This window comes from Subdoligranulum sp. DSM 23681, assembly GCF_057005535.1.
The window spans coordinates 1,563,445-1,583,193 of sequence record NZ_CM168050.1 but is presented as its reverse complement, the minus strand read 5'-3'; the positions used below and the strand labels follow the sequence as shown (position 1 = coordinate 1,583,193).

General features: G+C 63.2%; 17 protein-coding genes. 3 read left to right on the top strand and 14 right to left on the bottom strand.

Features of this window, described 5'->3' with window-relative positions; all coding sequences use genetic code 11:
* Nucleotides 1-22: 22 nt before the first annotated feature.
* From AC127K_RS07325 to AC127K_RS07315, 3 genes are all read right to left on the bottom strand, one after another.
* Nucleotides 23-895 (bottom strand): aldose epimerase family protein, encoded by an 873-nt coding sequence (locus tag AC127K_RS07325; RefSeq protein ID WP_483720046.1) that lies wholly within the window; start codon nt 893-895, stop codon nt 23-25.
* Nucleotides 896-931: 36 nt separating this feature from the next.
* Nucleotides 932-2,419, bottom strand: coding sequence for a UxaA family hydrolase (locus tag AC127K_RS07320; RefSeq protein WP_483720045.1), 1,488 nt, complete (start codon nt 2,417-2,419; stop codon nt 932-934).
* Between the two features lie 630 nt (nt 2,420-3,049).
* Complete coding sequence (locus AC127K_RS07315; protein ID WP_483720044.1) at nt 3,050-4,543, bottom strand: tagaturonate reductase; 1,494 nt, start codon at nt 4,541-4,543, stop codon at nt 3,050-3,052.
* Nucleotides 4,544-4,916: 373 nt separating this feature from the next.
* Between AC127K_RS07315 and uxaC the strand changes: the two genes are divergently transcribed.
* The gene (gene uxaC, locus AC127K_RS07310; protein WP_483720043.1) at nt 4,917-6,359 is read left to right on the top strand and encodes a glucuronate isomerase; all 1,443 of its coding nucleotides are present in this window, start codon (nt 4,917-4,919) and stop codon (nt 6,357-6,359) included.
* Between the two features lie 724 nt (nt 6,360-7,083).
* On the opposite strand, the gene AC127K_RS07305 is transcribed toward uxaC, so the two are convergent.
* The 10 genes from AC127K_RS07305 to acpP all read right to left on the bottom strand — a co-directional run bounded on the left by AC127K_RS07305 (nt 7,084) and on the right by acpP (nt 15,475).
* Entirely contained in the window at nt 7,084-7,551 is a 468-nt protein-coding gene (locus tag AC127K_RS07305; protein WP_294542037.1) for a MarR family winged helix-turn-helix transcriptional regulator, read from the bottom strand.
* A gap of 137 nt (nt 7,552-7,688) precedes the next feature.
* Nucleotides 7,689-8,159 (bottom strand): 3-hydroxyacyl-ACP dehydratase FabZ, encoded by a 471-nt coding sequence (gene fabZ, locus AC127K_RS07300; protein ID WP_294542039.1) that lies wholly within the window; start codon nt 8,157-8,159, stop codon nt 7,689-7,691.
* Between the two features lie 4 nt (nt 8,160-8,163).
* On the bottom strand, nt 8,164-9,405 hold the full coding sequence (gene fabF / locus AC127K_RS07295) for a beta-ketoacyl-ACP synthase II (protein WP_483720042.1): 1,242 nt from the start codon (nt 9,403-9,405) through the stop codon (nt 8,164-8,166).
* Nucleotides 9,406-9,740: 335 nt separating this feature from the next.
* Nucleotides 9,741-10,493, bottom strand: a complete 753-nt coding sequence (gene fabG / locus AC127K_RS07290) for a 3-oxoacyl-[acyl-carrier-protein] reductase (protein WP_483720041.1) — start codon at nt 10,491-10,493, stop codon at nt 9,741-9,743.
* The gene (gene fabD / locus AC127K_RS07285) at nt 10,490-11,434 is read right to left on the bottom strand and encodes an ACP S-malonyltransferase (protein WP_483722154.1); all 945 of its coding nucleotides are present in this window, start codon (nt 11,432-11,434) and stop codon (nt 10,490-10,492) included. Before fabD ends, fabG begins: the two co-directional genes overlap by 4 nt.
* 17 nt (nt 11,435-11,451) lie before the next feature.
* On the bottom strand, nt 11,452-12,390 hold the full coding sequence (locus AC127K_RS07280; protein ID WP_483722153.1) for a nitronate monooxygenase: 939 nt from the start codon (nt 12,388-12,390) through the stop codon (nt 11,452-11,454).
* Nucleotides 12,387-13,337: a beta-ketoacyl-ACP synthase 3 gene (locus tag AC127K_RS07275; RefSeq protein ID WP_483722151.1), complete on the bottom strand. Its 951-nt coding sequence runs from the start codon at nt 13,335-13,337 to the stop codon at nt 12,387-12,389. Before AC127K_RS07275 ends, AC127K_RS07280 begins: the two co-directional genes overlap by 4 nt.
* 19 nt (nt 13,338-13,356) lie before the next feature.
* Nucleotides 13,357-14,319 (bottom strand): acetyl-CoA carboxylase carboxyltransferase subunit alpha, encoded by a 963-nt coding sequence (locus tag AC127K_RS07270; RefSeq protein WP_294542052.1) that lies wholly within the window; start codon nt 14,317-14,319, stop codon nt 13,357-13,359.
* The gene (gene accD, locus AC127K_RS07265) at nt 14,316-15,200 is read right to left on the bottom strand and encodes an acetyl-CoA carboxylase, carboxyltransferase subunit beta (protein WP_483722149.1); all 885 of its coding nucleotides are present in this window, start codon (nt 15,198-15,200) and stop codon (nt 14,316-14,318) included. The genes AC127K_RS07270 and accD overlap by 4 nt, the downstream gene beginning before the upstream one ends.
* A 47-nt stretch (nt 15,201-15,247) precedes the next feature.
* Nucleotides 15,248-15,475 carry an acyl carrier protein gene (acpP, locus tag AC127K_RS07260; protein ID WP_294542056.1) on the bottom strand — a complete coding sequence of 76 codons (228 nt, stop codon included), beginning with the start codon at nt 15,473-15,475 and terminating at the stop codon, nt 15,248-15,250.
* Nucleotides 15,476-15,834: 359 nt separating this feature from the next.
* On the opposite strand from acpP, the gene AC127K_RS07255 reads away from it, so the two are divergent.
* Nucleotides 15,835-16,602 carry a sulfite exporter TauE/SafE family protein gene (locus tag AC127K_RS07255; protein ID WP_483722179.1) on the top strand — a complete coding sequence of 256 codons (768 nt, stop codon included), beginning with the start codon at nt 15,835-15,837 and terminating at the stop codon, nt 16,600-16,602.
* 42 nt (nt 16,603-16,644) lie between these two features.
* Entirely contained in the window at nt 16,645-18,405 is a 1,761-nt protein-coding gene (locus AC127K_RS07250) for an aryl-sulfate sulfotransferase (RefSeq protein WP_483722148.1), read from the top strand.
* An 81-nt stretch (nt 18,406-18,486) separates the two neighbouring features.
* On the opposite strand, the gene AC127K_RS07245 is transcribed toward AC127K_RS07250, so the two are convergent.
* On the bottom strand, nt 18,487-19,686 hold the full coding sequence (locus tag AC127K_RS07245) for an MFS transporter (RefSeq protein WP_483722147.1): 1,200 nt from the start codon (nt 19,684-19,686) through the stop codon (nt 18,487-18,489).
* Nucleotides 19,687-19,749 lie beyond the last annotated feature (63 nt).

The following is a 19,749-nucleotide window of genomic DNA, read 5'->3' as shown; positions in this document are numbered from 1 at the left end:
CTTTTTTACGGTATAAGAGGAATCACTCGATGGTGACGCTCCAGGTGAAGGTCTTGCTCTGCCCGGGGTCCAGTTCCTCGTGCTTGCCGGCCTCGTTGACGCTGTTGGCCCAGCCGTTCCAGGGCTCCATGCAGACGAAGCTCTCGGCATCCTGCTGCCAGAGCACGCCCTTGCCGAAGGTATCCTGGTCAAAGGCCACGGTGACCTTGTGGCCGTTGCCGGAATCGGTGAGGACCATGGGGGTCTTGACGCCGGTGAGCAGACGGATGGAATCGGCGGAGCCCTCCTTGCGGGTCAGGGTGATGGGCTGCACGGCGGCGGGCTGTTCGCCCTTGGCATCCTCGGAGCAGGTGGCGGCGTCGATGTGGAAGGCCACGTTTTCCAGCTTGCTCACGCTGAAATAGGGGTGGAAGCCCACGCTGAAGGGCAGCACCTTGGCGCCGGTGTTCTCAACGGTCAGGGCCAGGGTGGCGGTGGCGCCTTCCAGGGTGTAGCGCATGGTGAGCAGGAAGTCGAAGGGATAGACGAACTTGGTCAGGCCGTTGGGGGCCAGGGTCAGCTCGATGGCGGCATCGTCCGCCTTCTTCACCTGCCAGGGCAGCAGGTCGGCGAAGCCGTGGACTTCCATGGGATAGGCGGCGCCGTCAAAGATGTGCACGCCGCCATCCGGCTTGCTGCAGCTGGGGAAGAGGATGGGAATGCCACAGCGGGGACGGTCGGTGGACTCGAAGTTCTTGTCCCGCAGCCAGAGGTATTCCTCCCCCGCCTTGGTGAAGCTGGTGGCCATACCTCCCTTTTCGGGGGTGACGGTCAGGGCGTAGTCGCCGTCGGTGAGGGTGAGGGTGGCGTACTGTACGCCGTATTTTTCGTAGGTGCCGCTGGTGAGAGTGGACATGGCAGAAAGCCTCCTTTTTGATTTCCTGCCTCTATTTTACAGCACCACGCCGTCTTTGAAAATAGAAATTTCCCGGAAACCTTTCTCCTCGGCTTTGGTCTTTTTGCCGCTGGCCACTTCCAGCACCAGGTCATACAGGCCCTGGGCGGTCTCATCGATGGTCTTTTCCCCATCGGCGATGACGCCGGTGTTGTAGTCGATCCAGTTCTTCTTTTTGGCGGCCAGCTGGCTGTTGGTGGACACCTTCAGGGTGGGGGCGGGAGCGCCGAAGGGGGTGCCCCGGCCGGTGCTGAACAGGATCAGGTGGGCGCCGGCGGCGGTGAGGGCGGTGGCGGAGACCAGGTCGTTGCCCGGGCCGTAGAGCATGTTCAGCCCCTTGGTGGTGACGGCGTCACCGTAGCCGATGACGTCCATGATGGGGGCGGTGCCGCCTTTCTGGACACAACCGCAGGACTTGTCCTCCAGGGTGGTGATGCCCCCCTGCTTGTTGCCCGGGCTGGGATTTTCATACACCACCTCATTGTGGGCGATGAAGTATTCCTTGAAGCCGTTGATCATTTCCACAGCCTTGTGGAAAACTTCCTCGTTGCGGCAGCGGTCCATGAGGAAGCCCTCGGCGCCGAACATCTCGGGCACTTCGGTGAGGACGGTGGAACCGCCCCGGGCCACCAGCATATCGCTGAACCGGCCGATGGTGGGGTTGGCGGTGATGCCCGAAAGCCCGTCCGAACCGCCGCACTTCATGCCCACCACCAGCTCGCTGGCGGGGATGGGTTCCCGGTGGAACTGTCCGGCGTAGGCGGCCAGCTCCTGCAGGATCTGCCGGCCGGCGGCCAGCTCGTCCTCCACATCCTGGCAGGTGAGGAACTTGACCCGTTCGGGGTCATAGTCCCCGATCTCGGCCACGAACTGGTCGTGGGTCAGGTTCTCGCACCCCAGGCTGAGCACCAGCACCGCCGCCGCGTTGGGATGGCGTACCAGGGCAGCCAGCAGTTTGCGGGTCTGGGCGTGGTCGTGGCCGGTCTGGGAGCAGCCGAAGGGATGGGTGAAGGTATACAGCCCGTCGATGGTGCCGGTGACCAGGTCCTGGTTCTCCCGCACCAGGGTCTTGGCGCAGTCATTGACGCAGCCCACGGTGGGGATAATCCAGATCTCGTTGCGGATGGCCGCACGGCCGTCCCTGCGGCGGAAGCCCATGAAGGTTTCGGGCGCCACGGGGGCGGGGTAGTTCAGTTTGGGGTTATAGGTGTATTCCAGTTCCCCGGACAGGTTGGTTTTGACGTTGTGGGTGTGCATCCAGGTCCCGGGCTGGACGTCGGCGGTGGCATGGCCGATGGCAAAGCCGTACTTGATGACGTTCTCCCCCGCCTTGATGGGGCGGATGGCCATTTTGTGGCCCTGGGGGATGTCTTCGGCAGCGGTGACGGTGCCCACGCCCTCCACCGGCACCGGGGTGCCTGCGGGGATGGGATGCAGGGCCACCACCACGTTGTCCAGGGGGTTGATATGGATGGTCAGCGGCATGGTTGATCCTCCTTATTTCTGTTGTTTTGAGAAAGGCGGCCCGGGACGGGCCGCCTGGTTTTGGTTTGCGGGCAGACGGTAGTCTGCCGGGAAGTCTTTCCTTTTCGTGCCCGAAAAGGAAACGAAAAGGGCCCGCCGTTCCGATGCGGCGGCCGCCGGCTGGGGCTGCGGCCCCAGACCCCAGGATGCGGCCACCTTACGACGGCCTATTCACCGGCCTGGGGGCCGGTGAACAAGGAAAATGATTTAAAACCATTTCCCGGTAACGGATGCCAACAAGAAGTCCACGGCAATGTCACACCCAGCCCGGTTGCGCTCTTTCGTTTTACCTGGGGCCTTTTGGCCACGCCATTTTAATCCATTCCTTGCTCAGGTCCCCCAGGACCTGAGTAGGCCGTCGTCAGGTGGCCGCATCCCCGGGTCCAGGGCCGCAGCCCTGGTCGGCGTCCACCGCATCGAAACGGTGGCACTTTTTCGCTTCCTTTTTGGTGACAAAAAGGAAGGACACTCCTGCAAGCACCCGCTTGCCAGGAAACAAGAAGCAAGAGAAAGTTCACGACCCCTCCGCCGCTGCGCGGCACCTCCCCTTGCACAGGGGAGGTTTTGGGAAGGTTCCCTCAGATTTCCTGCTTACAGGCAGGCCGCATAAGCCGCCTTGGCGCCTTCGGTGCGGATCTTGGTCAGGTTTTCCACGGTGCGCTGCTCAAAACCGGGCACGGCGGTCAGGTCCTGGCCCCACATCTGCTCGTTGGTCATGACGGCGTGCACCAGGGTGGGGATGTCGTCGTCCTTGTGGGCGTTGTAGAATTCCAGCACCCAGCGGTCGTCACTGACGGTGTACTCGTTGCCCTTGGCCCGCTTGCACACCAGGCCCTTGTCGGTCAGGCCCTGGATGTCGTTGGAATAGAAGGCGATGTAGGCGGCCAGACCCATGCTCAGGCAGGTGGGCAGGGTGCCGTTTTTCTCCACATATTCCAGCAGGGAGGGCATGTTCCGGGCCCGCCACTTGGAGGTGGAGTTCAGGCTGATGCTCATGAGCTCATGGTTCACGAAGGGGTTGTTGAAGCGGTCCTCCACCGCAGCGGCGAACTGCTTGCAGTCCTCCTGGTCCAGAGGCAGGATGGGCACCACCTCTTCCAGCAGCATCTTGTTCATGAAGCCGCGGATGACGTCGTCGTGCATGCAGTCCCGCACGATGTCAAAGCCCGCCAGATAGGCGCCCAGCACAAAACCGGTGTGGGCACCGTTGAGGATGCGGACCTTGCGTTTCTTGTAGGGGGTGACGTCCGGCACCACCGGGCAGTTGAGCCCCGCGGCCTTGAAGGGGAGCTTGTCCTCCAGCCAGGCCGGACCTTCGATGTTCCAGACGCCAAAGATCTCGCCCACGTCGATGAGCTCGTCGTGGTAGCCGTTCTCCTCTTCCAGACGGGCCACCTCGGCAGCGTCCCGGATGCGCCCGGGCACGATGCGGTCCACCAGGGTGGAGCAGAAGGTGCAGTCCTCATTGACCCATTTCCGGAAGCCGTCGTCCAGGCCCCACTGGTCGATGTACTGGTTCACGCACTTGAGCAGTTCCTTGCCGTTGTTGTCGATCAGCTCGCAGGAAAGCACCACCACACCGGGCTTTTTGGCGTTGTAGCGCGCATACAGCACCTGGGTCAGCTTGGCCGGGAAGGAGGCCGGCGGGCAGTCCGTCTGCTGGCAGGCCGGGTCATAGACAATGCCGGCTTCGGTGGTGTTGGAGACGATGTACTCCAGCTCGTCCGAGACCGCCACCTGCATCATGGCATCATAGTCTTCCTTTTCATAGGGGTTCAGGCAGCGGGACACGCTGGAGATCACCCGTTTGGCGTCCACCTTTTCGCCGTTCTGGCGGCCGCGCAGGTACAGGGTGTAAAGACCCTGCTGGTCGTTGATGAGCTTGGCCAGACCGGGGGCGATGGGCTGCACCAGGCAGCATTTGCCGTTCCAGCCCACCTTCTCGTTGGAGACATCGAACCAGTAATCAACGAATGCACGCAGGAAATTGCCCTCGCCAAACTGCAGGACCTTTTCCGGGGCGTCCTTGAGGACGTAGCCCTTGTAGCCGGATTTTTCCAGGACTTGGTAGTTCAAGGTTTCCATGTGAATTGCTCTCCTTACGTTCGCAAAATTCGCGCCCTGCCCATGCCGCGGCACCGGATGCGCCGTGACCAATAGACGCTCAATATCACCCCTATTCTATGTTTTTTGGGCAGGCCCGTCAAGATTCATTCCGGCAGGAACGAACATATTTTGCGCATCTGCCAGGGCATTTCGGTGTTTCTGCGTTTTGCACAAGCAGTACCTTGAATTTTTGGCAGATATTTCGGGTTCTGGGCAATTTTTGCAACTTGTTCCGCCGGTCAATCCTTTGTATAATGGTAGCAGGTTATGTTATATTATGCTGCCCGAACGGTGCATGATCCGTTCCTTTTCGGGCGGCAGAATGCCAAGGTCAACAAAGGAGTACCGGTTTATGAAAGCATTTATGGACAAGGATTTCCTGCTGGAAACCAAGACCGCGCAGCACCTGTACCACGACTACGCCGAATCGCTGCCCATCGTGGACTACCACTGCCACATTCCCCCGCAGGAGATCTACGAGGACCGCCGCTTTGAGAACATCGCCCAGGTGTGGCTGGGCGGCCATCAGGTCCTGGCCGACGGGTCGGACTACTATTTCGGCGACCACTACAAGTGGCGCGTCATGCGTTCCAACGGCGTGCCGGAAGAGTACATCACCGGCGACAAGCCCGACCGTGAACGCTTCCAGAAGTTTGCCGAAGCCCTGGAAATGGCCATCGGCAACCCCATGTATACCTGGTGCCACCTGGAACTGAAGAAGTATTTCGGGTATGAGGGCGTGCTCAACGGCGACACCGCCGAAGAGGTGTGGAACCTGTGCAACGACAAGCTGCAGCACGACCCCAACATGACCGTGCGCGGCCTGATCGCCCAGAGCAACGTGGCCATGGTGGGCACCACCGACGATCCCATCGACAGCCTGGAATGGCATGAGAAGATCAAGAACGATCCTTCCATCAAGGTGGTGGTGGCGCCTTCCTTCCGCCCGGACAAGGCCGTGAACATCCACAAGGCCGGTTTTGCGGAGTACATCCACCAGCTGGAAAACGTGGTGGGCCGCAAGTTCGCCTGCGCCGACTGCGTGGTGTCCGCCCTGGATGAGCGGCTGCAGTTCTTTGTGAAGATGGGCTGCCGCGCCGCCGACCACGGCCTGGACTATGTGCCGTTTGTGGAGACCGACGTGGACAAGGCCACCGCCGCCTTCAAGAAGGCCATGGCCGGTGAGACCCTGACCAAGCAGGAGTGCGACGAGTACATCACCTACCTGCTCATCAAGATGGGCCGCCTGTACAAGAAGTACAACGTGGTCATGCAGATCCATTACAGCTGCCTGCGCAACGTGAACCAGCGCATGTACAAGAAGCTGGGCCCCGACACCGGCTTTGACATGATCGCCGTGACCGACGGCAGCGCTTCCATCAGCAGCCTGCTGTCCGCCCTGACCGAGACAGGCGAATGCCCCAAGGTCATCCTGTACAGCCTGAACCCCGCCGACTTCGACATGCTGGGCACCATTCTGGGCGCCTTCCAGGATGACGAGGTCCCGGGCAAGATCCAGCTGGGCAGCGCCTGGTGGTTCTGCGATACCGACGACGGCATGTACCAGCAGATGAAGACCCTGGCCCGCCTGGGCCTGCTGGGCAACTTCATTGGCATGCTCACCGACAGCCGCAGCTTCCTGAGCTACACCCGCCACGAGCTGTTCCGCCGCCTGATGTGCAACCTCATCGGCAACTGGGTGGAGAACGGCCAGTATCCCAACGACGAAAAGTCCCTGAAGAAGATCGTGGAAGGCATCAGCTACTACAACGCCAAGCGGTATTTCAATCTGTAATATTTATCTGCCAGTTATACAAAAAGGAGAGGACCGGAAGGTTCTCTCCTTTTTTGGTTGATCTTATGGAGGGGAAAGGTCCTATGTGTATCCGCGAGCGGCTGCTGGCGGGATAGTCCTTCCTTTTCGTGCCCGAAAAGGAAGCGAAAAGGGCCCGCCGTTCCGATGCGGCGGCCGCCGGCTGGGGCTGCGGCCCCAGACCCCGAGATGCGGCCACCTGACGACGGCCTATTCACCGGCCTGGGGGCCGGTGAACAAGGAATGGATTTAATACCATTGCCCGGTTACGGATGCTGGCAGGAAACCTTCCGGTCAGGTTGTACCCAGCCCAGCCACGCTCTCCCACTTTATAACCAACCTGCTGGTCACGCCATTAAAAATCAATTCCTTGCTCAGGCCCCCCAGGGCCTGAGTAGGCCGTCGGTAGGTGGCCGCACTCCCCGGGTCCAGGGCCGCAGCCCTGGTCGGCGTCCACCGCATCGAAACGGTGGCGGTTTGCCCCACAGGGGCAAGCAACGCGCAGCGTTGTTTCCGAAATTGGCGGCCGCGTTCAGCGGCAATCTAGAGGTTGCTACCTAAATTTACACCGCCAAAAAGGAACAACCCAACGGCTAGATGCCGTTCCCCCGGCAGACTGCCATACAACTACGAAAGGCTCCCCTTGACGGGGAGCCTTTGCCTTATTTGAAGAGAGAATAGAGATGAGAATGTCAAAAGAAAGAATTTATTCCGGCTTTGCCTCGGTGGAACGGGCAGGCAGCGGAATCTCGGGCATGAGTTCGTCCGAGACGATGCGCAGCATCCGCTCCAGGCTCTGCAGTTCCTCCATGGTGAACCGCTGCTTGGCCCGGTCCACCACCTTCTGCAGATAGGCATAGCTGATGCTGTAATAATCAATGTACTTGCGGGTGGGGTACAGGTGGTATTCGCGCTTGTCGGTCTCCGACTGCACCTTCTTCACATACCCCTTCTTCACCAGATTGTTGATCTTGTAGGCGGCGTTGGGGGTGGACAGGTTCATCATGTTGGAAAACTCCGCGATGGTCGGGCTGCCCAGCGCCATGATGACCTCCATGCAGAAGGATTCCACGGTGGTCAAGGTGGCTTCGCGGGTGGCAAACTTGTTGAAAACCTGTTTGTAAAAATGCAGCTTGAACTTGGTATACACCTGTTCAAAGGCCTGGTCCAGCATGGCAAAAACCTCCTGGGGATCGGGGGCGCGGGACGCCGTGCCGCGGGCGCGGCGCAGACGTATGGCCGCCCGGATCTGTTTTGTATCCTTACAGGTCAGTATACCATGTTTCGGCGCGATTGAACAGCCCTGTGTGGTCACTGGGCGTTCTCCCGGTCGACGATGGCAAAGGTCAGCTCGGCGTTGACGGCGCGCACACCGTCCACCCAGGCCGTCGCCTTGCCAACGCCCACAGGCCCGTGGCGTTCCACCAGTTCACATTCCAGGGTCAGCACGTCCCCGGGCACCACCTGACGGCGGAACCGGGCGTTCTTCACCCCGCCGAACAGCGCCAGCTTGCCTTTGGCGCCCTCCTCACTGAGGGCGGCCACGGCGCCGCACTGGGCCAGGGCTTCCAGAATGAGCACCCCGGGCATCACCGGCTGACCGGGAAAATGCCCCTGGAAAAAGGGTTCGTTCATGCTCACGCACTTGATGCCCCGGGCCCACTGGCCGGGCTGGTAGTCGGTGATGCGGTCCACCAGGGCGAAGGGATACCGATGGGGCAGGATTTCCGCGATCTGGGAGGCCGAAAGCACCCGCGGCGGATCATTTGCAACAATGGCCATGGTTTCAGCCCTCCCAGCGCTTGAAGATGACGGCGGCGTTGTGTCCGCCGAAGCCCAGGCTGTCGCTCAGGGCGTAGTCCACCTGTTCTTCCAGACCGTGGCCCGGCAGGTAGTCCAGGTCACATTCCGGGTCGGGGACCTGCAGGCCGATGGTGGCGGGCAGGTAGCCTTCGTGCAGGGCCAGGGCGGTAAAGACGCCCTCCACCCCGCCGGCGGCCCCCAGCAGGTGGCCGGTCATGGACTTGGTGCTGGACACATGGAGCTTGTAGGCGTGCTCCCCGAACACCGCCTTGATGGCGGCGGTCTCGCAGGAATCGTTCAGGTGGGTGCTGGTGCCGTGGGCGTTGATGTAGCCGATGACCTCGGGGGCCAGGTCGGCGTCCTTCAGGGCCAGACGCATGCAGTCCGCACCGCCCACCCCGCCGGGGGCGGGAGCGGTGAAGTGGTAGGCGTCGCAGTTGGCGCCGTAGCCCACCACCTCGGCGTAGATCTTGGCGCCCCGGGCTTTGGCGTGTTCCAGTTCTTCCAGGATCAGCATACCGGCGCCCTCGCCGATGACAAAGCCGCCCCGCTCTGCGTCAAAAGGGATGGAGGCGCGGGTGGGGTCCTCGGTGGTGTTCAGGGCCTTCATGCTGGTGAAGCCGCCCACGCCCAGAGGGCTGATGCAGCTTTCGGCGCCGCCGCAGATGGCCAGGTCCTCGTACCCGTCCCGGATGCGGTGGAAGGCGTCGCCGATGGCGTTGGTGCCGCCGGCGCAGGCAGTGACCGGGCTGGTGCACATGCCCTTGAGGCCGAAGCGGATGGCCACCTGGCCCGCCGCCATGTTGGCGATGGACATGGGCACAAAGAAGGGGCTGACCTTGTCAAAACCCTTGGCTTCGCCCTTGGCGTGCTCCTCCTCGATGGTGGGCAGGCCGCCGATGCCGCTGGAGATGATGGTGGCGAACCGGCTGGCGTCGGTGGTTTCCATATCAATGCCGGAATCGGCCATGGCTTCGGCGGCAGCGGCCACCGCAAACTGGGTGAATCGGGCCATCTTGCGCGCTTCCCGCTTGTCCACGCGCACGGCGGGGTCGAAGTCCTTGACTTCGGCGGCTACCTTGACCTTGCTGTTGGTGGTGTCGTAGTGGGTGATGGGCCCCACGCCGCACACCCCCTGCTTGATGGCGGCCCAGCTTTCGGCCACCGTGTTGCCGGTGGGGTTGACCGTGCCCAGGCCGGTGATGACGACTCTGCGTTTTTCCATGGGAAACCTCGCTATCCTTTATATACAAATTACCTCAGTGCCAAAACGATGGGTTCCGCGGGCCCGCAATGCCCGCGTATATTTTGGGGAACAGGACCCGGCTACCGCAACGTGCGGGGCTGTTCCCCGAATTTTCAAATCCGTTCCCGTCGGCGGACATGCGCCGACGACGGGAACACCGCCAGGGAAATTTTGCGCCGAATTGTGTGCGAGCCGCTGTGCGGCGAGTGCGCGGTTCGGTGCGAAATTTTGTCGAAGGGGTGTCCAAGAGGGGGAATAGACCCGTTAGGCAATTGCCGTGCGGGGCTGTTCCCCCTTTTGCCCCGCCAGGGGAGTTACATGCCCATCCCGCCGTCCACGCACAGCACCTGTCCGGTGATGTAGGCGGCGTTCTCGCCGGCCAGAAAGGCCACCGCATTGGCCACATCCTCCGCCGCGCCGATGCGCCCCGCCGGGATGCCGGCCATGGCCGCCTGCTTGGCGGCGTCGGTCATGGCGTTGGTCATGTCGGTGGCGATGAAACCGGGGGCCACCGCGTTGACGGTGACATTCCGGGCGGCGAACTCCTTGGCCAGACTCTTGGTCAGGCCGATGAGCCCCGCCTTGCTGGCGGCGTAGTTGGCCTGACCCGCGTTGCCGTGCAGGCCCACCACGCTGCTGATGTTGACGATGCGGCCGTACCGCTGGCGCATCATCAGCTTGCAGGCGGCCTTGCAGCAGAAGAAGGCGCCCTTCAGGTTGGCGTTGATGACCTTGTCGAAATCCTCCGGCTGCATGCGCAGGATCAGCTTGTCGGCGGTGACGCCGGCGTTGTTCACCAGCACGTCCAGACGGCCGAAGGTCTTGGCCGCCGTATCCACCAGGGTCTGGCAGGCGGCGGGGTCGGTGACGTCCCCCTGCAGGGCCACGGCCTCCACGCCGTAAGCGCGGCAGTCGGCGGCGGTCTGCTCCGCGGCGGCGGAGCTGGCGGCGTAGTTCACCGCCACGTTGTAGCCCTGGGCGGCCAGGGCCAGACAGATGGCCCGACCGATGCCCCGCCCGCCCCCGGTGACCAGGGCGGCGCGGCGGATGTTCTCAGCTTCGCTCATGCCCGGGCCTCCTTGAGGGCGGCGACGGCGGCGGTGAAGTCGGCCATCGTCTCGATGTTCAGGCAGGTGATGGCGCTGCCCACGGTCTTTTTCACAAAGCCGGAGATGGTCTTGCCCGGGCCTACCTCGACGACGGTATCCACGCCCAGCTCGGCCAGACGGCGGATGGTGTCCTCCAGGTAGACGCTGCTCTGCACCTGCTTTTCCAGCAGGGCGGGGATGGAATCTCCCGCATTCATCTCATGGCCCAGGCAGTTGAAGAGCACCGGCAGTTCCATAGGCTGGAAGTCGATGGTCCGGAACTTTTCGGCCAGAGCATCCCCCGCCGGGTGCATCAGGCTGGTGTGGAAGGGGCCGCTGACCTTCAGGGGCAGGCAGCGCTTGGCGCCCGCCGCCAGGGCCAGCTCGGCGGCCTTGTCCACGGCGGCCTTCTCGCCGCTGATGACCAGCTGGCCGGGGCAGTTGTAGTTGCAGATCTGCACCACGCCCAGAGACGCGGCCTCGTCGCAGCAGCGCTGGAGGGCTTCCCGGTCCAGCTTGAGCACGGCGGTCATGCCGCATTCCAGCCCCTCGGAGGCCTTGGCCATGGCCTTGCCGCGGAAGGCCACCAGCTCCACCGCGGTTTTGGCGTCAAAGACGCCCGCACATTCCAGGGCGGAGTATTCGCCCAGGGACAGGCCCGCGGCGTATTCGGGGCGGATGCCCTCGGCAGCCAGCATGGCGGTGACGCCCACGGCGAAGGCCACCATGCAGGGCTGGGTGTATTGGGTCTGGTTGATGACCCCTTCCGGGTCGGTGAAGCAGGTGGTCTTCAGGTCAAAGTCCAGGCCCTGGGCGGCCTCATCAAAGACCTGCTGGAACACCGGGGAGGCTTCGTACAGATCGGCGCCCATCCCGGCGTGCTGGCTGCCCTGACCGGCATACAGGAACGCAAGTTTCATGATGCAATCTCCTTTTATCACAGCTGGATGGCGGCCACTTCCCCCAGACGGGTGCGGCAGTCGGCCATCAGATCATCCAGAATGGCGGCCACCGGGCGCACTTCCTTGAGCATGCCCGCCACCTGACCGGCCATCAGGCTGCCGGTGTCGGTGTCGCCCTCAAAGACGGCACGGCGCAGGCTGCCCAGGGTGTACTTTTCCAGCTCCATCTTGTCGGCGCCCGCTTTTTCCTGGCGGACATACTCCCGGCTCATCCGGTTCTTCAGCACCCGGACGGGGGTGCCGCCGATGCGGCCGGTGACGATGGTATCGCTGTCCTTGGCCTTGAGCAGGGCGGCCTTGTAGTTGGGATGGATGGGGCATTCCTCACTGACCAGCAGGCAGGTGCCGATCTGGGCGCCGCAGGCACCCAGGGCAAAGGCGGCGGCCAGCTGGCGGCCGTCCGCAATGCCGCCGGCGGCGATCACCGGCACGTCCACCGCGTCCACCACCTGGGGGACCAGGGCCATGGTGGCCATCTCGCCCACATGGCCGCCGCTCTCGGTGCCTTCGGCGATGAGGGCGTCGGCGCCGCACTTGACCAGGTGCTTGGCCAGCACGGCGGCGGCCACCACCGGCATGACGGTGATGCCGGCGGTCTTCCAGCTTTCCATGTACTTGCCCGGGTTGCCCGCGCCGGTGGTGACAAAGCGGACCCCTTCCTCCACCACGATCCAGGCGAACTCGTCCGCCTGGGGGTGCATGAGCATGATGTTCACGCCGAAGGGCTTGTCGGTGAGCTGCTTGGCCTTGCGGATGTTCTCCCGCAGGCTGTCGGCGTTCATGCCGCCGGAGCCGATGAGCCCCAGGGCGCCCGCGTTGGAGCAGGCGGCGGCAAATTCGCCGGTGGCAATGTTGGCCATGCCGCCCTGGATCAGGGGGTATTTGGTGCCCAGAATCTCGTTCAGCAGTTTCATACAGCCCTTCCTTTCACCGTGATGAGCATACCGCCCCAGGTCAGCCCGCCGCCGAAGCCGATGCAGGCGATGCGCATGCCCGGGGTCAGGCGGCCTTGTTCGGCCAGTTCGTTCAGCGCCACCGGAATGCTGGCGGCGCTGGTGTTGCCGTGGCGGTCCATGTTTTTGTAGAATTTGGCGGGGTCGGCCCCCAGTTTCTTGACGCAGTGGTCGATGATGCGGCTGTTGGCCTGGTGGCAGACCACCCAGTCCAGGTCCTCCAGCGTCTTGCCGGAAGCTTCCAGCACCGCGTGCAGGGTGCGGGGCAAAGCGTCCACCGCGAACCGGAAGACCGCCCTGCCGTCCATGCCGATGGGCCCGCCGGCGGGGGTGGTGATGGCCATATCCCCCCGGGCGCCCAGGTCGATGGCAAAGCCGTCGTCCTCGGCCAGTTCAAAGACCGCCGCCCCGGCCCCGTCCCCGAAGAGGACGCAGGTGCTGCGGTCGGTCATATCCATCAGGCGGGACAGCTGTTCGCACCCGATGACCAGGGCGTACCGGCGGGGGTCGTTCTCCCGCATGGCCAGCAGGCCCCGGGCCACCCCGGCCCCGTAGATGAAGCCGGAGCAGGCGGCGTTCACGTCCAGCACCGGGATATCCTGGGGCAGGCCCAGTTCCTTCTGGACCAGGCAGGCGGTGCTGGGGGTGGCGTATTGGGCCGACAAAGTACCGCAGACACAGCAGCCGATCTGCTCCGGGGCAAGACCGCTGCGCGCCAGCGCCTGCCGTGCCGCCGCCACCGCCAGGGTGGTGGCGGTTTCGCCTTCGGCGCAGAAATGCCGCTGGCGGATGCCGGTGCGGGTGGTGATCCATTCATCGCTGGTATCCACCAGCTGGCTCAAATCCTCGTTGGTCACCAGGCGGCCGGGCAGGGCCCCGCCGGTGGCGATCAGCTGCAAACCTTTCATACTTTCCCTCGTATCTATGTCACAAACCGATCTGACGGTACTTTTTGTAACGCTGTTCGGCCAGGGCCTTGCCATTCAGCTTGCACAGCTGGGTCAGGTGGCGTTCCAGCGCCGCGTCCAAGGCGGTGAACAGGGCCTTGTGGTCCCGCTGGGCGCCGCCCAGGGGTTCGGGGATGACCTCCTCCACAATGCCGTCCTGCTGCAGGTCATGGGCGGTGAGCTTCATGATGTCGCAGGCTTCCCCGCTGCGGGAGGAATCCTTCCACAAAATGCTGGCAAAGCCTTCGGGGCTGAGCACCGAGTAGACGGCGTTTTCCAGCATGAGGATGTGGTTGGCCACACCCAGGCCCAGGGCGCCGCCGCTGCTGCCCTCGCCGGTGACAACCGAGATCACCGGCACGGTCAGGCCGCTCATCTCGGCCAGGTTGCGGGCGATGGCCTCGCCCTGGCCCCGCTCCTCCGCCTCCTTGCCCGGGTAGGCGCCCGGGGTGTCGATGAAGGTGATGATGGGACGGCCGAACTTTTCCGCCTGCTTCATCAGGCGCAGGGCCTTGCGGTAGCCTTCCGGTCCGGGCATGCCGAAGTTGAACCGGAGGTTCTCCTCGGTGTTGGAGCCTTTGCGGTGGCCGATGACGGTGACCGGCAGGCCCTTGTACCGGGCGATGCCCCCCAGGATGCTGGGGTCTTCCCGGCACTGGCGGTCGCCCCGCTGCTCAAAGAAATCGGTGAAGAGCACGTCGATGTACTCGTCGATGCGGGGGCGGCCCTGATGCCGCGCCAGGAACACCCGGTCGGCGGCGGTCAGGTCGGTGCACTGGTTCAACAGCTCGGTGCGGCGGGCTTCCATGGCTTCCAGGTCGGGGGTGTCGGCGCCGTCGTTGCCCAGCAGTTCGTCGGCGGGGTCCTGGGAGGCGCCTGCCTCCCGGGCGGCGGTGATGGCCGCGTCCAGGTCCTCGACCTCTTTCAGAATATCCTTGATCATGCGCCGTGCTTCCTTCCTTGGGTGTGAAGTTTGAGGATGCGGGTCAGGGTGGCTTTCATCTCGCTGCGGGGCACCACCTGGTCCACAAAGCCGTGGTCCAGCAGGTATTCCGCCCGCTGGAAGCCCTGGGGCAGCTTCTGGCCGATGGTCTGTTCAATGACACGGGGGCCCGCAAAGCCGATGAGGGCACCGGGCTCGGCCAGGGTGATGTCCCCCAGGCTGGCAAAGCTGGCGGTGACGCCGCCGGTGGTGGGGTGGGTCAGGTAGCTGATGTACAGCCCGCCCTTGGCCTGGAACCGCTGGATGGCGGCGCTGGTCTTGGCCATCTGCATCAGGCTGAAGATGCCCTCCTGCATGCGGGCGCCGCCGCTGGCGGAAAAGATGATCAGGGGCAGGTCCTTCCTGGCGGCAAATTCCACCGCGCGGGTGATCTTTTCGCCCACGGCGGTGCCCATGCTGCCCATGAAGAAGCGGCTGTCCAGCACGGCGGCCACAACGGGCACGCCGCCGATCTTGCCGGTAGCGGTGACGGCCGCGTCGGCCAGGCCGGTCTTGGCCCGCTGGGCTTCCAGCTTTTCGTCATAACCGGGGAAATCCAGGACGTTCTTGCTCTGCAGTTCCCCGTCCAGCTCCCGGAAGGAGCCGTGGTCCAGCACCATGCTCAGGCGGTAATACCCGCCGATGGGCTGGTGGTGGCCGCAGTTGGGGCAGACATACAGGGTGCTGGCCCAGGTCTGGCGGGTGGCGCGTCGCTCGCACTTTTTGCAGGTGAAGTAATGAGGCGGCTGCCAGCGGGGGCTGTCCAGCCCGGCATCACGCCGTGCCTTGAGCTGGAACATGCGCTCCCGGCTGCCGACGGCAAAGATCTTGCCAACGTCCATGGATGTTCCTCCTGTTGATTCTTGGGATGATGTGGGGCGCCTTACGCTCAGGCGTTCTGGGTCAGGTAGTTGAAGATGTCGCCCACCGTCTTCATGTTGGGCAGCTCCTCGTCGGGGATGGAAACGCCGAAGGCTTCCTCAATGGCCATGTTCAGCTCCACGGCGTCCAGGCTGTCGGCCTGCAGGTCGTCGGCCAGGCTGGCTTCCATGGTGACCTTCTCTTCGTCGGCGTTCAGGGTGTCCACGATCACGTTCTTCAGTTCGTCAAAAGTCATGGGGATTCTCTCCTTATCTCTGTATACATGGTGTCCGGCCGGGGTTCCGGGCCGGTCGTCTGCCCGATTTTTACCTAAATTTATTTAGCTAAATCGAACGATGCCATTATACACCTCCCGGGGGATTTGTCAAGAATTTTACCTTAATTTTTTGAGGTATTTCCAAAAAACGGTCCGCCGCCCGGGGATTTCTGGGCGTTTTCATAAAATATTCAGGCATTTTTCGCAGATAAGGGCCTAGGATTTCCCCCATAGGTATGGTAATATGGAAGGGCGAAGGCGGCGGGCGCGGGGCGCGTTCCGGCCGCCTTACCCGGGGCTGCGGCCCCGAGCAAAGGAGTTTTGGGAAGTTGAGCACACTGTTGTTTGAGATCTGGATCTGTTTTCTGGCGGGAGCCGGGGCGGGCATCGGCACCGGGTTTGCGGGCATGAGCGCCGCCACCGTCATCAGTCCCATGCTCATCACCTTTCTGGACATTCCGGCCTACGATGCCATCGGCATCGCTTTGGCCAGCGACGTGCTGGCCAGCGCGGTGAGCGCCCGGACCTACGCCAAGACCGGGGCCATCGACCTGAAAAACGGCTTTGTGATGATGTGCGGGGTGCTGTGCATGACCCTGGTGGGCAGCTGGCTGTCCACCTTTGTGCCGGACGGAACCCTGGGCAACTTCTCGGTGGTGATGACCCTGCTGCTGGGGCTCAAGTTCCTGTTTTTGCCGGTGACCTCCACCAACCGCACCATGCGGGGGGGCAGCCGGGCCATCTGTATCCTGAAAGGGGCGGTGGGCGGTTCCATCATCGGGCTGATCTGCGGGTTCTTCGGCGCCGGGGGCGGCATGATGATGCTGCTGGTGCTGACGGTGGTGCTGGGCTACGAGCTCAAGACCGCCGTGGGGACCAGCGTCTTCATCATGACCTTTTCCGCCCTGACCGGGGCGGTGAGCCACTTCACCCTGGGGGCGCCGCCCCGGCCGGACCTGCTGATCCTGTGTGTGGTCTTTACCCTGATCTGGGCACAGATCGCAGCGCGCATCGCCACCCGGGCCTCTACCCTGACGCTCAATCGCCTGACCGGCATGATCCTGACCGTGCTGGGCGTTGTGCTGGTGTGTATCACCTACTTATAAGCGAGCTTTTGGAAGGTTTGTAACGGGAGTGAAGAAGAAATCATGGAACTGAAAAAGCGGAAGAAACTGATCATCGGTATCCTGATTGCGGTGGTGGTGCTGATCGTGGCAGTGCCCCTCATCGTCCTGGGGGTGTCCAAGGCATTCACCGCCCAGGAGAGCGTGGTCTGCACCGACTGGGAGTTCGAGACCGGGGACACCATCGGGGAGAACGCCCAGGAGGGGGTGACCTACGCCGAGGCGGAACTGGGGGACGGGCTGCGTGCGGTGCAGCTGATCCCCGACGGCATCGACGAGGACGGCTTCACCTACTATGACACAGGCGTGCAGGAGCGGCTGGCCGGGGCGCTGGACAGCCTGAAGGCCAGCATGACCTGGACCGCCACCACCCCCCTGGCCGTGCTGAACCCCTTCGGCACCGCCAGCAACGAGCTGTATCTCTACTTCCAGACGGATGTGGCCACCAAGGTGAGCTACACCATCCATGTGGAGGACGAGGACATCCCCGACTACACCGCTTACGCGGCGGACGCTTCGGGGCAGGAATACAGCCGCATCCACGAGTTCCAGATCATCGGTCTGGTGCCCGGGGAAACCAACCAGGTCACCATGACCATCTCGGGCAGCTGGGGCAACGCCCGCCAGATCGTGCGCTTCACGGTGGAGATGCCCGAGACCCGCTCCGGCTACGCCACCAAACTGGAAGTGACCGACGGCAGCTCCGACGCGGCCCAGGCCGGCGGGCTCTTTGCCATGATGCGGGTGAACGGGTATCTGGGCTACGGCTTCTTCTACGACAACGACGGCATCCTGCGCTATGAGATGGTGCTGGAAGGCTACGGCCTGGACCGGATGCTCTTTGACGGGGACGAGATCATCACCTGCGTGTCCTCCTCCAAGCTGGCCCGCATCAACGGGCTGGGCCAGGTGACCCAGGTGTACGACCTGGAGGGCTACGAGCTGCACCATGACATCGGCTTCGGCGCCGACGGGGAGGTGCTGGCCCTGGCGGAAGAGGTGGACGGCGAGACGGTGGAGGACCGGGTGCTGTCCATCGACCTGGAAAGCGGGGCTGTCTCTGAGATCCTGGACTTCACCCAGGTGATGCAGGGCTATTTTGACATGACCCGCCCCGTCACCCCCACCGATGACTTCTTCTGGCAGGCCGGGGAATGGGACTGGATCCACCTGAACAGCCTGCAGTACATGCCGGAGGATGACAGCCTCATCGTCTCCTCCCGGGAGACCTCCACCATCATCAAGGTGACCGGCATCCACAGCCAGCCCGCCGTGGACTGGCTGGCCGGGGACAGCCGGTTCTGGGCGGACACCCCCTACGCCGACCTCTGCCTGACCCAGGTGGGCGACTTTGTGCCCCAGTACGGCCAGCACTGCGTGGAACTGCTGGCCCAGGAGGGGGACGGGGTGTACACCCTGGTGATCTACAACAACAACTACTGGTCGCTGAACACCCGGGACGACTTTGAGATGGAGGTGGCCGACACCGTGGGCACCGACCTGTACGGCGACGGCAGCGAGACCAGCCAGGTGTACATCTACCGCATCGACGAGAACGCCCGCACCTTCGAGCTGGCCGACAGCTTCGACGTGCCCTATTCCAGCATCGTGTCCGACGGGGTACATTGCGACAACTCGGACAACTGGGTGGTGAACAGCGGGGTGTCCATGGTCTTCGGGGAGTACGACCCCGAAGGCGTGCTCATCCGGGAATACAAATACGACTGCACCATGCAGAACTACCGGACCTTCAAGTATGACATGACCGGGTTCTGGTTCGGCTGATGCCAGCAAGAAAAAATGGCCTCCCTCATGGGGAGGCCATTTTTTTATGTCATCGCAGCGGTCCCGGCAGGGATGCCCTTTTCACCGTTCTGCCGGACGGCGGCGGACCGTCCGTTTCAGGACCAGCAGGCCCAGGCCCATGACCATGGGGAAGACGGCGGCTGCCAGCAGGCCCGCTTTCAGGTCACCTCCCGCCAGTTCCGCAAAGCTGCCTGTCATTGTGGGGCTGATGGTGGCGCCCAGGTCCCCGGCCAGTGCCAGGAAGGCAAACATGGCCGTGCCGCCCCGGGGGCATTTCTGGGCGGAGATGCTGATGGACCCCGGCCACATGATGCCCACCGCCAGACCGCACAGGGCACAGCCCGCCAGCCCCAGCACCGGGGAAGCCGCCAGGGCGGCCACCAGGTAGCACCCGGCGCACAGCACCCCGCAGAACAGCATGGTCCGGGTCAGGTCCAGCCTTTCGCTGAATCTGCCGTACAAGACCCGGGAGATGCCCATGAACAGGGCAAACAGGCCCGGGCCCGCCAGGTCGCCCACCGTCTTGGAGACGCCCAGGGCGGACTCGGTAAAAGCGGAGGCCCACTGGGCCATGGCGGCTTCGGAGGCGCCGGAACACACCATGAGCAGGATGATGAGCCAGAACAGGGGCATCCGGAACAGCTGGGCCGGCGCCATGCTGCGGCCCTCCTCCACCAGCCGCTCGATGGGGCAGCTGACAAAGTTCACCGTGTTGTACAGGGGCACCAGCGCCCACAGCACGGTGAGGATGCGCCAGTTCTCCACCCCGAAGAGGGCAAAGAAGAGGGTGGAACCCAGAATGACCCCCAGTGCCCCCCAGCAGTAGAAGGAATGGAGCAGGCTCATCACCCCATCCTTGTTGTCAAAGGGGCAGGCTTCCACGATGGGGCTGACCAGCACCTCGATAAGGCCGCTGCCCACCGCGTACAGCACCACCGAAAGCAGGATGCCCACAAAGGGATTTGGCAAAAGGTCCGGCAAAAAGGCCAGGGCCGCCAGCCCCGCCGCCGACAGTACCTGGGAGGCCACCACGCACCGGCGGTAGCCGATCCTGTCCGCGAACCGGGTGGCTGCCAGGTCCACGAACAGCTGGGCCAGGTAAAACACCATGGGGATCATGGCGATCTTTTCCAGGGAAATGCCGTAGGTGCCCCGGAAGGTGAGAAACAGCAGCGGCGCATAATTGGCAGAGATGGCCTGGGTGACAAACCCGAGATAACAGGCCAGCAGCGTCTTTTGGTAGTTGTTCTGTTTGGGCATACTTTTTTCCTCCCCGGTGATTTGATGCGTCCGGGCTGTATTATATCATCACAGCAAGCCGGG

Bases quoted from the DNA above. Each gene is read 5' to 3' on its own strand.
- AC127K_RS07325 (WP_483720046.1), bottom strand. From the start codon at position 895: ATGTCCACTCTCACCAGCGGCACCTACGAAAAATACGGCGTACAGTAC.
- AC127K_RS07320 (WP_483720045.1), bottom strand. From the start codon at position 2,419: ATGCCGCTGACCATCCATATCAACCCCCTGGACAACGTGGTGGTGGCC.
- AC127K_RS07315 (WP_483720044.1), bottom strand. From the start codon at position 4,543: ATGGAAACCTTGAACTACCAAGTCCTGGAAAAATCCGGCTACAAGGGC.
- uxaC (WP_483720043.1), top strand. From the start codon at position 4,917: ATGAAAGCATTTATGGACAAGGATTTCCTGCTGGAAACCAAGACCGCG.
- AC127K_RS07305 (WP_294542037.1), bottom strand. From the start codon at position 7,551: ATGCTGGACCAGGCCTTTGAACAGGTGTATACCAAGTTCAAGCTGCAT.
- fabZ (WP_294542039.1), bottom strand. From the start codon at position 8,159: ATGGCCATTGTTGCAAATGATCCGCCGCGGGTGCTTTCGGCCTCCCAG.
- fabF (WP_483720042.1), bottom strand. From the start codon at position 9,405: ATGGAAAAACGCAGAGTCGTCATCACCGGCCTGGGCACGGTCAACCCC.
- fabG (WP_483720041.1), bottom strand. From the start codon at position 10,493: ATGAGCGAAGCTGAGAACATCCGCCGCGCCGCCCTGGTCACCGGGGGC.
- fabD (WP_483722154.1), bottom strand. From the start codon at position 11,434: ATGAAACTTGCGTTCCTGTATGCCGGTCAGGGCAGCCAGCACGCCGGG.
- AC127K_RS07280 (WP_483722153.1), bottom strand. From the start codon at position 12,390: ATGAAACTGCTGAACGAGATTCTGGGCACCAAATACCCCCTGATCCAG.
- AC127K_RS07275 (WP_483722151.1), bottom strand. From the start codon at position 13,337: ATGAAAGGTTTGCAGCTGATCGCCACCGGCGGGGCCCTGCCCGGCCGC.
- AC127K_RS07270 (WP_294542052.1), bottom strand. From the start codon at position 14,319: ATGATCAAGGATATTCTGAAAGAGGTCGAGGACCTGGACGCGGCCATC.
- accD (WP_483722149.1), bottom strand. From the start codon at position 15,200: ATGGACGTTGGCAAGATCTTTGCCGTCGGCAGCCGGGAGCGCATGTTC.
- acpP (WP_294542056.1), bottom strand. From the start codon at position 15,475: ATGACTTTTGACGAACTGAAGAACGTGATCGTGGACACCCTGAACGCC.
- AC127K_RS07250 (WP_483722148.1), top strand. From the start codon at position 16,645: ATGGAACTGAAAAAGCGGAAGAAACTGATCATCGGTATCCTGATTGCG.
- AC127K_RS07245 (WP_483722147.1), bottom strand. From the start codon at position 19,686: ATGCCCAAACAGAACAACTACCAAAAGACGCTGCTGGCCTGTTATCTC.